This window comes from Streptomyces sp. NPDC041205, assembly GCF_055591765.1.
Window position 1 is genome coordinate 303,938 of the sequence record NZ_JBVIZH010000005.1, and the last position, 15,078, is coordinate 319,015.

Here is a 15,078-nt window from a genome sequence, read left to right on the forward strand (position 1 = left end):
TCCCGCCGCTACCGCGGCGGGTTGCTCTCCCACCCGCCCGCCCGTTTCCAGTGGGGCGGATGGTGGGCCTCTCCCGTGGGGGTGGTTCGCCGTTGGCGGCTGTGGGGCGGGGGCGAGTTTCCCCCTCCGGGCCTGTGCTCGTGCGGCTGGGGCACGGAGCGGGGCCCGTGTTCGTGCGGCTGGGGCGTGGAGCGGGTTCCGCGCTGTGCGGCTGGGGTGCGAGGGCGGGTTCTGCGGTGCGGCTGGGACTGGAGTATCGGGTGGGTGGGTGGGAGAGACCCCCGCCGCGGTAGCGGCGGGGGTTTTGGGGTGCAGCCCCCGGCCCAGGGTCAGCTGACCGTTTTGGGGGCTGTGGGCTCCTGCTGGGTGGGGAGAACCGCCGCGGCCGAGTCGTCGTCGTCCGTGTTGATGCGCTCGATCAGGGCGTCCCGCTCGGGGGTGTCCTCCGGCTTGAAGTAGCCGATCGCTATGTACAGGACCAGGGAGACGGCCAGGGGGATCGATACCTGGTACTGGAGCGGCACGCCGCCGTCCACGTTCCAGTGGATGGGGTAGTTGACCAGCCAGAAGGCGAGCAGCCCGAGCGCCCAGCTGGTGAGCGCCGCCGTGGGACCGGAGCGGCGGAACGGGCGGAGCAGGCCGAGCATCATCGGGATGGCGATGGGGCCCATGAGCCCGGCGACCCACTTGATGACGACGGTGATGATGTCCTTGAAGGCGGGCGAGTTGACCTGCGTGGCCACGGCCATGGACAGGCCGAGGAAGACGACGGTGGTGAGCCGGGCGGCGACGAGCCCGGTGTGGTCGGTCCAGGCGCGGGCCCGCTTGGAGAGGACGGGCGCCACGTCACGGGTGAAGACGGCCGCGATGGCGTTGGCGTCGGAGGAGCACATGGCCATGGTGTGGGAGAAGAAGCCGACGATGACGAGGCCGAGGAGCCCGTGGGGGAGCAGCTGTTCCGTCATGAGGGCGTAGGAGTCGGAGCCGTCGGGCTTCTTCGCGTCGACGAGGAGCGGCGACATCCACATGGGGAAGAAGAGGACCAGCGGCCAGACGAGCCAGAGGACGGCGGACAGCTTCGCGGAGCGGGTGGCCTCGCGGGCGTTGGCCGTGGCCATGTAACGCTGGGCCTGGTTGAGCATGCCGCCGTTGTACTCGAAGAGCTTGATGAAGAGGAAGGCGAGGAGAAAGACCGTGCCGTAGGGGCCGACCAGCGGTTTCGCGTGGCCGTCCAGCTCGGGCTCGTCCCAGACGCCGAAGAACCCTCCGTACGGTCCGAGCTTCGCGACCACCGCCACGAACATCGCGACACCGGCGAGGAGTTGGATGATGAACTGGCCCAACTCCGTGAGGGCGTCCGCCCACAGGCCGCCGATCGTGCAGTAGATCGCGGTGATCACGCCGGTGATGAGGATGCCCTGGTTGAGGGAGACGCCGGTGAAGACGGAGAGGAGGGTCGCGATCGCGGCCCACTTCGCGCCCACGTCGACGATCTTCAGGAGCATTCCGGACCAGGCGAGGGCCTGCTGGGTCTTCAGGTTGTAGCGGTTCTTCAGGTATTCGAGGGGCGAGGCGACGTGCAGGCGTGAGCGCAGGCGGTTGATGCGGGGTGCGAACAGCTTGGCGCCGATGGCGATGCCGAGCGCGATGGGGAACGACCAGGTGATGAAGGACGTGACACCGTAGGTGTAGGCGATGCCCGCGTAGCCGGTGAACATCACCGCGCTGTAGCCGGACATGTGGTGCGAGATGCCGGACAGCCACCAGGGCATCTTCCCGCCGGCCGTGAAGAAGTCACTGACGTTGTCCACGCGTTTGTGGGACCAGACGCCGATCGCGACCATCACGCCGAAGTACGCGATGAGCACGGCCCAGTCGAGACCGTTCATTGCCCCTCCCAGGGGTCCGACTTGTGAACTCGGTCAACTCCGCTGAAACGGCGCCCACTTCCTCGTGGCGGCGCCTGAACGGCCGCGAAGTGCCCGCTCATAGTCGGTTCGGCGGGAGCGCGCGGACAACCGCCCGCATGGTCAAGAGGAAGTAAAATCGTTCGAGTTGGCGACCTTGGTTCAGATACGTGACTCAGAGGGGGCGGCAAAAGCCCCCGAAGGGGTACCTGTCGGCCACCCCTCGGGGGCGTGTCCCCGGCCGGCGCTCAGCGCATCAGCTCGCCCGCGTTCACCAGCAGTGACTGGCCGGTGATGGCCCGCGCCCGGTCGGAGGCGAGGAACACGCAGGCGTCCGCGACGTCCCCGTCGGTGGCCAGCTCCGGCAGCGCCATCCGCTCGGTGAGCCGCCGCTTCACCTCCGCCTCCGGCACGCCCTCGGTGTGCGCGGTGAACTTCACGTACGCCTCCACCGGCGGCCCCCACATCCAGCCCGGCTGGACGGTGTTCACCCGGATCCGGTGCGGGCCCAGCTCGCGGGCGAGGGAGTACATCGCCGAGACCAGCGCGCCCTTCGACGCCGCGTACGCCGCCTGCCGCACCTGCGAGGGCGCGGCCACCGACGACTGCGTACCGATCAGGACGACCGAGCCGCCGCGCTCCTTGAGGCGGGGCAGACAGGCCCGGGTCATCCGCAGCGAGCCGAGGAGGTTCACGTCCATGATGCCGTCCCAGGTGCCGAAGTCCGCGTCCTGGAGGCCGCCGAAGTAGCTGTCCCAGGCCGCGACCTGCACCAGTGCGTCGATCCGCCCGAACCGCTCGACGGCCAGGGCGGCGAGCGCCTCGCACTGGCCCTCGTCGGTGATGTCCGTCGGCAGGTGCGCGACGCGCTCGCCCTCCGGGTCGATCGCGGCGGCGGACCGCGCGAGGTTCTCCTTCGTGCGGGCGCCGAGCACGGCGTTGCCGCCGTCGCGCACCACGGCGGCGGCGACCTCGTGGCCGAGCCCCGCGCCTACCCCCGAGACGATGACGGTCCTGCCGTCGAGCAGTGACATGGGAACCTCCGGACTCTGGCAGTTTTCCTGACGGGGCGTCAGAGTATGGGCGTCCAACGGAGGAAGGAAGGGGAGCCCAGTGACTGAGGACACCCGCGCCGAGGTGTACGGCGAACTGGCCGCCGTCGGTCCCTACGGGGTGCGCCCGGGCCATGCGCTGATCACCATGGTCGAGCCGCACCCGGGCCAGGAGTACGCCTACAACCGCTGGTACGAGGACGACCACTACTACGCGGGCGCGATGGCGATGCCGTGGATGTACGCGGGACGGCGCTGGGTGGCGACCCGCGAGCTGCAACTCCTGCGCCTGCCGGAGAAGTCGGCGGTCGCGCAGCCCGTGACGGCGGGCTGCTACCTCTCCACGTACTGGATCACTCAAGGCCGCTACGACCACCACATGAAGTGGACCGTCGGCATCAACAAGCGCCTCAACCGCGACGGCCGCGTCCACCAGGCCCGCACCCACGTCTTCACGGCCTTCCAGGACCACGAGGCCACCGTGTACCGGGACGGCGCCGCCGGGCCCCGCGACTTCCACGCCCTCGACCACCCCTACCAGGGGCTCGTCCTCGAAGTCATCGACGCCGAGAGCCCCGAGCGGCGGCCGGAACTCCTGGAGTGGTTGCTCGCCCGCCGGCTCCCGCGCGCCCTCGCGGGCTCACCCGCCGCCCTGGTGACGGTCTTCCGGCCGACACCGCTGCCGGGCGACCGGATGACGTACGTGAAGCAGGTCGAGGGCGTCGACACCCGGCTGACCCTGCTGTGGTTCCTGGAGAGCGATCCGCGCGCGTGCTGGGACGAGCGGTTCGCCGGGGCCGTCGAGCAGGTCGCCGATGCGGGCCTGGGGCGGGTGGAGTTGGTGGCGCCGTTCATTCCGACCGTGCCGGGGACGGACCGGTACGTGGACCAACTGCGCTAGCCGGGCGGCGGGACCGGAACGGCGGGGCAAAGGCCGAGCCCCCTCGGCCAGGACGGCGGACCAGTCGAGAGGGCTCATGCGGTGCTGCTATGCGGTTGTGTTGCGTCGGTGGCACGTATCACCCGTGGTTGTAGTTCCCCTCGCGGACCTCGGCCACGAAGACGTTCCAGGAGTCGGCGGGGAAGGCGATGACCGCGCCGTCGGTGACCTTGGAGTCCCGCACGGAGATCGCGTGCGTCACGGGGGACTTGACCTCGACGCAGGCGCCGTTCCCGGTGGAGTAGGAAGACTTGGTCCAAGCGTGCGAGGCACCTTGCTGAATTGCCATGTTTGCTCCGGTTTGCGCAGTTGGTGAATTGCTGTAACCGCCTGAGAGCGGTATACGCCAACGTTCTTGCTGTTGGCGTGAATGACGCTACTCGCCAACATCGATCGGCGGATGGGTCGTTCACTCAACCGGATGGCATATTCCAGAGGGGTCTTCCGCCGCGCTATGGCGAAGGTGTACTGTGCGGCACTTTCGCGAGCAGGGCGTGGTTCAGCGCGCTCTCGCCGGGTTTCCCGTACGTGCGTACCGAGCCTCGGCGGCCCTCAGCGGGCGTACTCCTTGGCGATGTCCGCGATCAGCTGACGGGATTGATCCACATTCAGCGCCTGCGCCCGCAAATGCTCGTACATGACGCTGTACTGCTGCACGTCATTCGCCTTTTCCAGATACAGATCGCTCGTGACGCCCTCGATGTAGACCACGCTGGAGTCCGAGGCGTCCGGGAACTCGAGAATCGCGTACTGACCGTTCAGGCCCGGATGCGCGCCCATGTCGAACGGAATCACCTGCACCGTGACGTGCGGCAGCTGGGACTGTTCCACCAGATACTCCAACTGCTCCCGCATCAGCGCCCGGGTGCCGACGACGCGGCGCAGCGCGGACTCGTCCAGGACGGTCCACAGGCGCAGCGGATTCTCCGGCGCCGCGATGCGCTCCTGGCGGCGCATCCTGACCTGCACCCGTTTCTCGATGTCCGTCGGGGTGGTCTCCGGCAGCGCGCCGGTGATCAGCGCCTCCGCGTACGGCCGGGTCTGGAGCAGGCCGGGGACGACCTGCGGATCGTAGACGCGCAACGAGGCCGCGTCCGTCTCCAGACCGATGTAGACGCTGTACGGGATGTCGCCGAAGGAGTGCCACCAGCCCTGCTGGCGGGAGTCCTTGGCCATCTGCATGAGCGAGTCGACGATGCGGTGGTCCTCGACCTCGTACACCCCGCAGAGGTCGCGGACGTCGCGCTGGCTGATCGAGCGACGGCCGTTCTCCAGGCGGCTGATCTTCGACTGCGAGACCAGCAGCCGCTCCGCCACCTCTTCGGCTGTCATGCCTTTCAGCTCGCGCAGCCGACGCAGCTCCTGGCCGAGCCGGCGTCGCCTGACGGTGGGATTGACGTTGGACGCCACGGGACGTGCACCTCCGGCACTATGCCTCTACTTTGCGTGTCTGCTGCCATGCAGAGTGCCACCACGGGTCAACTCGGCGCTGGGAAACAGCAGAACAGCGGTGTGTGGGGGTGCCGACGCGCCGCGCGCCGCGTGTGCTGCCTCAACAGGCGTGCCCCATGAGGCGGTTGCGGCCGCGCGGACGGGGCACCGGTGTCCGTCCTGGACGCCCGGTGCCCCGCCCGCGCGGCTCAGCGGCTCCCGAACCGGGTCTGGGGGACTGCGGTGCGGTGGCGCGGATGACGCGTGTGCTGCGGGTGTGGCCCGTTCAGTGGGCCACGGCGCGGGCCATGGCTCCCGCACCCCGGCGTGGCTGCATCGGAACCCTGCCTGGGTCCGGTGCGGTCCGCGCCGCCTGCGCGGGCTGCCGCCCGCCGCCCTGCCCCGCGGGCGCGGGACTGCGTCGCGGCTGTGCCGCCACACCGTTCTGGACGTCCATCACGGCGTGCGCCACGAGGCCGCCCATCGGGTCGTGCCTGATCAGATCGCGCAGCCGGGAGCGGGACGAGCGTCCCTCGTTGCCCGGATACAGGTGCTTGCCGAGTCCGACCGCGTGGGCCAGGGCGGCGAGCGCCGCGGTCCGCGGGTCCGGCGGTACGCCGGTGCGGATCGCCGAATCCAGTCGGGACCTGATTTCCCGGCTGATCGCCGTGTCCGTCGCCTGATAGCGAGTCGTCGGCAGTACCCCGCACATCTGACCCGCCACGGCATGCACCATGCCGCACCGCTCCAGATGCGAAAGGTAGGTCTGGCGCAGCCCCAGGCGGGGCCCGCCGATCCAGTGGACCGCCCGAACCGGGCTGCCGCGCCTGCGCAGCAGTTCCAGTGCGGAGTCCAGAGTCGGATCTCCGGTCGGCCGTGGCATCACCACGGCGATACGATCCCCGTCAGGGGCTATCCGTCCGGCCAGTGCCAGCTCTACTAGCTGTGCGCCGGCCAGACCCAGGTCGAGCGACTGCGGCTGCGCTGTGGTACCCGTGGCCGGGTCCAGAGCGAGCAGCAGAAGCTCCTCCGGAATTGTTCTGCGGCTCCTGCCCATCCATGCCTCCCCGCGTGGATGAATGACAGGGTGACCCCTCTCACATTGGTCTGTCGAGAGTGCGTGGGCGGTACGTACGGGAACCAGTAGGTATGTCGTTCTCGTCTACCACGGGGGTTAAGCCCTCACACAGGACACTGGGACATGGTTCGGACAGCGGGTCCGGGCCGTGGTTGGGCGCGGCGAGTACGGCAAGTACGAGGAGGCATCGGTGGCGGGCGAGTTCCCCGACAGGTCTAAGACGGTTTCTGGCGGGGGCGCCTCGGACGGTGCGGCCGACGCCTCGTCGGCGTCCGGTTCCGCGGTCGGCTCCGCGCCGGGCGACGCCAAGGGAGACGCACGACTGCGCGCCGCGGTTGCCGCGTGGGTCGCGGGATCCGAGGAGGGCGAGTCCGGGCCTGAGTCCGGTGCCGGTGCCGGGTCTGGGTCCGGCGCCGGGTCCGGGGCGGATGACGTGGCTGAGGGTTCCCGCGCGGCTGAGGGGGAAGGTTCCTCCTCGGCTGAGCCGGAAGGTTCCTCCTCCGGCGTGGCCGGGGGTGCCGACGGCGACGCCGAGGACGCGGGGTCCGCGGTCGACATGGCCACGGCCGTGTTCACGGCTGCGCGGCCCGAGGCGCGGGTGGACGACGCCGAGGGCGACGGTGACGGTGCCGACGAGGGTGCGAAGGCCGAGGCCGGGGACTCCTCCGGCGCCGAGGAGTCCGCTGAGGAGTCCGCCGAGGACGAGCCCGCTGACCCCCGGGTCGACCGGGCCACGGCGGTGTTCACGACCGTACGGCCGGGTGTGAACGGGAAGTCCGACGCCGGGCCGAAGGCCGACGCGGAGCCCGGGAGCGCCACCGAGTCGGACTCCGACGCCGACCGGGAGCCCGCCGCAGAGCCCGCAGCCAAGGCCGACGCCGACCCGGAGCCCGCCGCCGAGCCGACGGCCCCGGTGAAGTCCGACGCCACCCTGACGCTCACCGCGAAGGCCGACGCCGAGCCGAAGACCGAGCCGGAAGCCGAGCCGGAGGCCGAGAGCAAGCCGGAGGCCGACGCCGAGTCCGAGGCCGACCCGAAGCCCGAGGCCGACCCGAAGCCCGAGGCCGACGCCGAGCCCGCGGCCGACCCGAAGCCCGAGGCCGACGCCAAGCCGAAGGCCGACGACAAGAAGCCGAAGGCCGACAACGCGAAGCCCAAGGCCGACGACACCAAGCCGAAGGCCGACGCCAAGGCCCCGGCCAAGGACGACGCCGAGTCCGGCGGCAAGCCCGACGCCAAGTCGGACACCGAGTCCGGCGGCAAGCCCGACGCCTCCGGTCACCCGCTCGACCAGGCCACCGCCGTCTTCAAGGCCGTCCGCCCCGCCTCCACGGGCGTGGACCAGCCGACCACGATGCTGAAGCTCGGTGACGTACCCGAGCGCAAGCCGAAGTCCGACGACGCGGCGAAGCCCGCGGCCAAGCCCGCCGCCGAGTCGGAGTCCGAGCGGACCAGCAAGTTCGTCGCGCTCAAGCCGCTCGACGAGCCCCGTGCGAAGCCCGAGCCGAAGGCGCAGCCCGCGCCGGGCACGAAGCCCGGCCAGGAGGGCGAGGCCGCGCCCGGGCAGCCCGCCGCGCGGCCGTCGGCCCCGGCGGGCACTCCCGCACAGGCCCCGCGAGGAGCGGGCACCCCCGTCCAGGCGCCCCCGCCAGGAGACCGCACCAGCCAGCAGCCCCTGCCGCCGCTGCCGCCCCTCGACCTGCTCGCCGAGCTGACGAACACGCCGCCGCCCCCGGAGACCCCGACCCGCACCATCGTGCGCCGGGTCAAGATCTGGACGCCGCTCGTCGTGCTCCTCGCGATTGTGTTCGCAGTCGCACAGGCATTGCGTCCGCTTCCGGAGCCGAAGCTGACCCTGACGGCCGCGGGCACGCACTCCTTCGAGGGCGGCAAGCCGTCGATTCCCTGGCCCGAGGAGGGCCAGGCGGCCATGGACGTCGACGGCATCGGCAGCTTCGGCTCGTCCGGGAACCAGAAGCCCGTGCCGATCGCGAGCATCGCCAAGGTGATGACGACGTATCTGATCCTGCGCGACCACCCGATCAAGAAGGGCGGGGACGGCAAGACCATCGAGGTCGACGCCGAGGCGCAGCGGCACTACGAGAAGGGCAAGCCGGCCAACGAGTCCGTGGTCAAGGTGACCGAGGGCCAGAAGCTCACCGAGTACGAGGCCCTGCAGGCCGTGATGCTGCCGTCCGCCAACAACGTCGCCCGGCTGCTCGCGCGCTGGGACAGCAAGGGTTCCGAGGACAAGTTCGTCGCCAAGATGAACAAGACGGCCAAGGAACTCGGCATGAAGAACACGCACTACACGGACCCCAGCGGCCTCGACAAGACGACCGTGTCGACCGCCGAGGACCTGGTGAAGCTCGGCCGCGTGGCGATGGAGAACCCGACCTTCAAGGAGATCGCGGGCCAGGGCAGCTACGAGGACATCAACGGCGACAAGCAGGACAACTTCTTCGGTCTCGTCCCGACCGTCGCCATCGGCATCAAGACCGGCACCACCTCGGCCGCGGGCGGCAACATCCTCTTCGCCGCGGAGAAGCGCGTCGGCGGCAAGACCCACATGGTCATCGGCGCGGCCCTCGCCCAGTTCGGCTCGAACGGCGTGGCCAACATCGACAAGGTCACCAAGGTCACCCAGGACCTGATCGCGGCCGGGCAGGACGCCCTCAAGGCCAAGACCGTGGTGAAGAAGGGCGAGGTCGTCGGCGAGATCGACGACGGCCTCGGCGGCACCACGCCGGTCGTCGCCACCAGGAACGTCACCGCCGTCGGCTGGTCCGGCCTGACCGTCAAGGCGGAGCTGTCGGACGGCGGCAAGACGCCCCCGCACTCCGCGAAGGCCGGTACGGTCGTCGGCCGCCTGCTCGTCGGGGACGGCACCACCAGCGGCGCGATCAAGGTCCCGGTGGCCCTGCAGAAGGACCTCTCCGAGCCGGGCTTCGGCGCGAAGCTGACGCGCGTGAGCTGACCCGCGTGAGCTGACCCGCGAGGAGGAGGGCAACGCGAAGGGGGCGGGGGTGAGCCGACCGGCTCACCCCCGCCCCCTTTGTCGTACGCCCGACACGCTAGTCCTTGTCGGGCTCCGGCTCGCACTTCGGCTGCGGCCCCGACGGGCCCCCGTAGTTCGACGCGATCCGCACGTCACCCGGCTTCTTCACCGTCAGGCGCGTGAAGTCGCCCTCCTTGTAGAGGCAGCCGCCCTCCGCCCACAGCCACGGCGAGTAGGCGACGCGGACGGTGACCGAGCCGGGCTCGGGCATGCGGACGGTGAGGTGGGCGCCGTCGGCGGTCACCACGGAGCCGGGCTTGTCGACCAGCGGGACGGCGTCCTTGACGCGGTAGATCCGCCAGTTGTCGTCGTGCCAGACCTGGTCCAGATAGCTCGGCTCGCTGGTCACCAGGTCGTGCTCGCGCTCGGCGGCGCCGTCCGGCTTGCCGTCGCCCTTGTAGAGCACCACGAAGCCGACGGCCCAGTGGTTCAGCCAGGCGCGGTACGAGGACGACGTGAAGATGCCCTCCTTGACCTCGGAGACCGGCCGGCCCTCGTAGAACAGGCGGCCGCGCTCCACGTCGGCCTGGCGGTTCCAGCCGCGCGCCATGTTGATGTACGGCGACAGGACGGCGGCCTCGCGGTGGTCGCGGGCCGGGACGACCTCGACGCGGGTGCGTTCGGCGCCCAGGCGGTTGAGCTCCTTGACGACGCCGTCGGTCTCGACGGCCCAGGTGGGCACCTTGGTGTACGCCACTATGTCGGAGGTCGTCTTGATGGACACCCAGATGAGGGAGAGGACGACGGCGCAGATCAGCACCGTCCGATGCCAGAAGTGGCGCGGCTTGCCGCTGGGCCGCAGCAGCCGCAGGGTGGGGAACTTCCGGTTCAGGACGGCGGCAAGGAGTATCGGCGGGGCCGCGATCTCGGCGAAGCGCTCGACGTTCGTACCGATCGGGGTGGGGATCAGCCAGGTAAGGACCACGCCCACCGCGTACACCGCGGCGCCCACCTTCAGCAGCTTCCAGGAGCGCGGCGCCGCCAGGATGACGACCCCGCACAGCAGCACCGGCGGGAAGATCCGGATGAACGCCATCGGCTGCTCGCCCTCGAAGGGGAACAGCCACGTCGTCAGGCCGACGACGACGAACGGCGGCAGGACCAGGGCGAGCGCCTTGCCCCACTCACGCAGCAGCAGATAGGCGCCGCCCACCACGACGAGGAAGAGACCGGCGACCGGGCTGCCCATGGTCGCGAGCGCCGCGCAGAGCGTGGCGGCCGCGACCCGGCGCCGGTTGGCGGTACCGGTGGCCGCCAGGACCGCGCCGACCCCGAACGCGACGCCCAGCATGAACGTCGCCCGGCCGCACACGACCTGGCACCACATCGAGAAGCCGACGATGACGGATGGCCACAGCGGTTTGCGGATGCCGCTGCGCATGATGAGCGCGACGCCCATCCAGGTGGCGGCGATGCCGGAGGCCGCCGCCACGGTCCGCACGCCGAACGCGGCCATCAGATACGGGGAGATGACGCTGTAGTTGGCGGTGTGCAGACCGCCGTACCAGAAGAGGCTGTACGCCGAGCCCGGGTAGCGCCGGGCGAAGCCCGCCCACGCCTCCTGGGCCGCGAGGTCGCCGCCGCCCGTCGCGAACACGGTCCACCACAGCAGGTACAGCGGCAGCACGCCGGCGGTGATCAGCAGCGGCATGCGGTACCGCACGTGCCACGGTTCGGGCATGCCACTGCCCCGGTCGGCTCGGCTGAGAGTCGGGGTGGACAGTTCGGCAGAGGCCACGGTCGGCGGTCCGTTCGGCTGGCTGGGACAACTCCTTCGGAGTAGACGCTAACCGCTGCGGAATGGTTGGCAGACAGCGACCCCGGGGGCCCGGTCCGTGTAAGTATGCAACCGAATGTCTGTTCCCGCAGGTCATCCCGGGCCTGCTCGGGTGCCCTCGCCGGGCGGGTGTGTGGGGCGGCTCACTTCGCTGCGGGGGGTGCGCGGAAGCCGCCCCCCCCTTGCGCCCTCTTTACTCTTCGCGTTCGCGTACGGATACCGGATACGCCACATCGCACACGTCGTCCCCCGGCCCCGCCGCGTCCCAGTCCGTGAAGTACACCTCGCGGCAGGGGCCCGCCTGGCTCAGCCCCTCCCGCGTGATCCACTCCTCGACGGCGTCGTACGCGCCGATGATCTGCGGGTAGGCGACCTGGGCCTTGGTGATGCGGGCGTAGGCGAGCCGCCAGGCGGGCTCGACGCGGGCCCGGACGTCCCGCTGCCGCCCCTGCGCCTCGGCCCAGGCGCGGGCCGCCTCCGGGTCGGCGACGGGCACGCAGGCCTCGGCGGGGCCGTCGCTGTCCTCGGTGACCTCGGAGTGGTAGATGACGAACGGCGAGGCCGGGACGCCGCCGCAGAGCTCTTCGGCGACCCGCTCGAGGCGCTCGAACGAGGCGTCGATCCAGGTGGACAGCTCGTGGGTGAACACATGGCGCCGCTCGCAGATGACGAACGCCTCGGGGAAGTCGGCGGTGCGGATCTCGAACTTGCCGTACAAGGTGGGACTCCTTCCCGACAGCCGGCCGCGGAGGTAGTCCACGAGGGTGCGCTGGGCGGCGATCCGCTCCTCGACACCGGCCCAGTACGCCCCGAGCGCCGCGGCCGCGGCCGCGCCGTCGAGCCCCACGACCCCCGCGATGTCCGCGAGCGGCATGTCGAGGCGGCGAAGGAGCGCGACGGCGCGGGCCCGCTCGACCTGTTCGGTCCTGTAGTAGCGGTAGCCGGTCGCCTCGTCCACGTACGCCGGGGGCAGCAGGCCCTGGCGGTCGTACAGGCGCAGGGCCTTGGCGGACAGACGGGTGCGGGCGGCGAAGGCGCCGATGCTCAGGAGACCGGGCTCCCTGCCTGGTTCTGGATCTCTGCCGGGTACGTCCACGTGGTCATTCTCCGTGACCGGCGGTCACCGGTCACCGAAGGCGGCTGCCTTCGGTGACCCGACCTTGGACCCTGACCCAGGGGCAAGGTCAACGCCGAGCAGGGCGTCCCGCCAGATCCGCTCGGTGAGGGCGTTGCCGTGCCGCGACCCGCGTCCCCCGACGTCGGACAGCGGCTGAAGCAGCGGATCGCGCGGGCGCAGCCGGAACAGGGTCACCGCGGTGGACACCTGGGGCGTGTACCCGGCGAACCACGCGGACTTCAGGCGGTCCTTGTCGTTGGTGCGGCCCGCCGCGACGGGCGCCCCGTCGACCCCGGCGACCTTGCCGAGGCTGTCCTCGGCGACGTCCCGCAGCACCGTGTCGACCTGCGTGGCGACGCGCGAGTCCAGGGCGCGCCGGGTGCGCGGCGGTTCGAGCCCCTCGACCTGCTCGCGCTCCCCGCCGTCCCCCTCGGCGTCGCCCTCCCTGGTCACCGACGTCACGGAGTACGGGTCGTGCTGGAGGCCGCCGCGCGCGAACGTGCCGTACGCGCTCGCGAGCCGCACCGCGCTCGGCGTGGACGTGCCGAGCGGGAACGAGTCGTCGGGCCGCGCCATGCTCGCCTCCAGCATCCCCGCGTCCACGGCGACGTCCCGCACCCGCCCCATCCCGATCTTCTTGCCGAACTGCTGGTACGTGGCGTTGCCGCCCTCGACCATGGCCTCGCCCGGGGTCAGCCCGCCCGGCCCCTCGCGGTCGGCGCGCATCCCGTCCTGGAGGGCGGCGGCCAGCACGAACGGCTTGAACGCGGAGCCCGCGGGGACGCCGGAGGTGTCCGCGTTGTTGCTGAAGTGGCGGGTGGCGTCGGCGCCGCCGTACACGGCGAGGAGTGCGCCGTCCTGGGTGCGCACGGAGGCCGCGCCGATCTGGACGCCCTTGTCCTGCGGGCGCTTCTTCGGGTCGAGGCCGTCGAGCGCGCGCCGGGCGGTGCGGGCGAGCTGGTGCACGCGGCGCTTGTCGAAGGTGGTGTGGATCTTGTAGCCGCCGCGGGCGAGGTCCTTGTCGGTGAGGCCGGTGCGCTGCTTCAGGTACTTGTTGGCGATGTCGACGAGGTAGCCGGTCTGGCCGTAGTGCCCGCTGAGGCTGGTCGAGCGGGACTCCTTCTGCGGCTCGGGGAACTTCTTGTACCGGGCGCGCTCCTCGGCGCTCATCCGGCCGACGGCGACCTGCCGGTCCAGGATCCAGGCCCAGCGGGCCTCGGCCCTGCGGTGGTTGGCGGCGCCCCCGGAGGGGTCGTACAGCTCGGCGCCCTTCAGGAGCGCGGCGAGCACGGCGCCCTGGCTGGCGTTCAACTGCCGTGCGGGCACCCCGTAGTAGGCGTGCGCGGCGGCCTCGATCCCGTAGGCTCCGCGCCCGAACCAGCTGCTGTTCAGATACCCCTGCAGGATCTCGTCCTTGGTCTTGCGCTGGTCCACCTTCAGCGAGATGACGAACTCCCGGACCTTGCGCGTCATCGTCTGGTCCTGCGACAGGTAGGTGTTCTTCACGTACTGCTGCGTGATGGTGGAACCGCCCTGCGTCTCCTGCCCCTTGACCATGTTCACCACGGCCCGCCCGAGCCCCATCGGGGACACCCCGGAGTCGCTGTAGAAGCTCGCGTTCTCCGCCGCGATGACCGCGTTCCGCACGGACTCGGGGATGTCGTCGAGGTCCACGTTCTGCCGGTTGACGTCCCCGATGCTGACCATCTGCGTGCCGTCGGCCCAGTAGTACACGTTGGCCTCACGACTGGCCGCGGTGTTCTCGTCCGGTATGTCCACGGTGACGTACACGTACGTGAAGAGCCCCGCGAGCCCGCCGGTGCCGAGCAGGAAACTCCCCAACCACTGCCGCCACGACGGCAGCCACCGCCGTGCGCCCCGGCGCCCTTGCCGCGGATAGTCGATCAGCCGCCGCCGACGACGCCGCGTCCGGGTCGTGATCCTCTTCGCGTGCGCGCGTACGCGTTGCGCGTGTGTCCCCATGATCCAAGAGAGTGCCCCTCGGGGAACGAGGGTTGTGCGCGGAGGTGTCAGCGGCACGTAACAGCGGGGCAAGGCGCGCTGACTTGGGGGCACTTGGGCAGGTCAGGCCCCATATCGCACGTCAGGCCCCGTATCGTACGTCAGCCCCTGTCTCATACCCTTGATCGAGCCGATCAGCCGATCGTCGATCAAAGGGGGGTGCCATGAACGGTAACGGCAGTGGCGACGGCATCGGTGACGGCGGTACGGGGACGACGGGCGGGGCGCGTGAAGGCGAGGTGCTCTGGGCGGCCCGCACGGCGAGCCCCGGTCTGCACGCGCTCGCCGCGGTGGCCGGGGCGGTGGCCCTGGTCGCCGTCGCCCTGACGGTCGGCGGGACGACGGCCCCCCTGTGGGCGCTGGCGATCCCGTTCGCCGTCGTCGCCGTGACGACCCTCGGCTGCGCCTCCGTCCAGGTCGTCGTGACCGAGGGCGGCCTGAAGGTGGCCTTCGGCCCGTTCGCCTGGCCCGCCCGCCGCTGGCACGCCGCCGACATCGAGTCGGCCCACGCCGAACACCGCAAACCGTCCCAGGTGGGCGGCTGGGGCTACCGCCTCAGCGGCCTCGGTACGACGGTGATGCTGCGGTCGGGGGAGTGCCTGGTGATCCGGGCCAAGGGGAAGAACTTCGCGGTGTCGGTGGACGAAGCGGAGCGGGGCGCGGCGCTGCTGAACGGCCTGCGGAACCGGGCGTGAA

The 15,078-nt window shown here is 70.8% G+C and carries 11 protein-coding genes; 3 read left to right on the forward strand and 8 right to left on the reverse strand.

All coding sequences use genetic code 11. From position 1 onward, the window contains the following. Positions 1 to 329: 329 nt before the first annotated feature. Both ACZ6BG_RS23880 and ACZ6BG_RS23885 read right to left on the reverse strand, forming a co-directional pair. On the reverse strand, positions 330 to 1,889 hold the full coding sequence (locus ACZ6BG_RS23880) for a sodium:solute symporter family protein (RefSeq protein ID WP_469004697.1): 1,560 nt from the start codon (positions 1,887 to 1,889) through the stop codon (positions 330 to 332). A 266-nt stretch (positions 1,890 to 2,155) separates the two neighbouring features. Further along, a complete protein-coding gene (locus ACZ6BG_RS23885) occupies positions 2,156 to 2,941 on the reverse strand; it encodes an SDR family oxidoreductase (protein ID WP_469004699.1) in 786 nt (261 codons plus the stop codon). 79 nt (positions 2,942 to 3,020) lie between these two features. Between ACZ6BG_RS23885 and ACZ6BG_RS23890 the strand changes: the two genes are divergently transcribed. Beyond that, the gene (locus ACZ6BG_RS23890; protein ID WP_469004701.1) at positions 3,021 to 3,860 is read left to right on the forward strand and encodes a hypothetical protein; all 840 of its coding nucleotides are present in this window, start codon (positions 3,021 to 3,023) and stop codon (positions 3,858 to 3,860) included. A 118-nt stretch (positions 3,861 to 3,978) separates the two neighbouring features. On the opposite strand, the gene ACZ6BG_RS23895 is transcribed toward ACZ6BG_RS23890, so the two are convergent. The 3 genes from ACZ6BG_RS23895 to ACZ6BG_RS23905 all read right to left on the reverse strand — a co-directional run bounded on the left by ACZ6BG_RS23895 (position 3,979) and on the right by ACZ6BG_RS23905 (position 6,387). Then, positions 3,979 to 4,188 carry a DUF397 domain-containing protein gene (locus tag ACZ6BG_RS23895; protein WP_468457074.1) on the reverse strand — a complete coding sequence of 70 codons (210 nt, stop codon included), beginning with the start codon at positions 4,186 to 4,188 and terminating at the stop codon, positions 3,979 to 3,981. A gap of 263 nt (positions 4,189 to 4,451) precedes the next feature. Beyond that, positions 4,452 to 5,309, reverse strand: coding sequence for a helix-turn-helix domain-containing protein (locus ACZ6BG_RS23900; protein WP_289949600.1), 858 nt, complete (start codon positions 5,307 to 5,309; stop codon positions 4,452 to 4,454). A 307-nt stretch (positions 5,310 to 5,616) separates the two neighbouring features. Next, positions 5,617 to 6,387, reverse strand: coding sequence for a GOLPH3/VPS74 family protein (locus tag ACZ6BG_RS23905; RefSeq protein ID WP_469004704.1), 771 nt, complete (start codon positions 6,385 to 6,387; stop codon positions 5,617 to 5,619). Positions 6,388 to 6,913: 526 nt separating this feature from the next. Between ACZ6BG_RS23905 and ACZ6BG_RS23910 the strand changes: the two genes are divergently transcribed. After that, the gene (locus ACZ6BG_RS23910; RefSeq protein WP_469004706.1) at positions 6,914 to 9,385 is read left to right on the forward strand and encodes a D-alanyl-D-alanine carboxypeptidase family protein; all 2,472 of its coding nucleotides are present in this window, start codon (positions 6,914 to 6,916) and stop codon (positions 9,383 to 9,385) included. Positions 9,386 to 9,482: 97 nt separating this feature from the next. On the opposite strand, the gene ACZ6BG_RS23915 is transcribed toward ACZ6BG_RS23910, so the two are convergent. From ACZ6BG_RS23915 to ACZ6BG_RS23925, 3 genes are all read right to left on the reverse strand, one after another. Next, positions 9,483 to 11,147, reverse strand: a complete 1,665-nt coding sequence (locus ACZ6BG_RS23915; protein WP_469004708.1) for a hypothetical protein — start codon at positions 11,145 to 11,147, stop codon at positions 9,483 to 9,485. A gap of 289 nt (positions 11,148 to 11,436) precedes the next feature. Then, positions 11,437 to 12,339 (reverse strand): MerR family transcriptional regulator, encoded by a 903-nt coding sequence (locus ACZ6BG_RS23920; RefSeq protein WP_469004710.1) that lies wholly within the window; start codon positions 12,337 to 12,339, stop codon positions 11,437 to 11,439. Between the two features lie 24 nt (positions 12,340 to 12,363). Further along, positions 12,364 to 14,343, reverse strand: coding sequence for a transglycosylase domain-containing protein (locus ACZ6BG_RS23925; protein WP_469004711.1), 1,980 nt, complete (start codon positions 14,341 to 14,343; stop codon positions 12,364 to 12,366). Between the two features lie 203 nt (positions 14,344 to 14,546). Between ACZ6BG_RS23925 and ACZ6BG_RS23930 the strand changes: the two genes are divergently transcribed. Beyond that, positions 14,547 to 15,077: a hypothetical protein gene (locus ACZ6BG_RS23930; RefSeq protein ID WP_469004713.1), complete on the forward strand. Its 531-nt coding sequence runs from the start codon at positions 14,547 to 14,549 to the stop codon at positions 15,075 to 15,077. The last annotated feature ends 1 nt before the right edge of the window (position 15,078 follow it).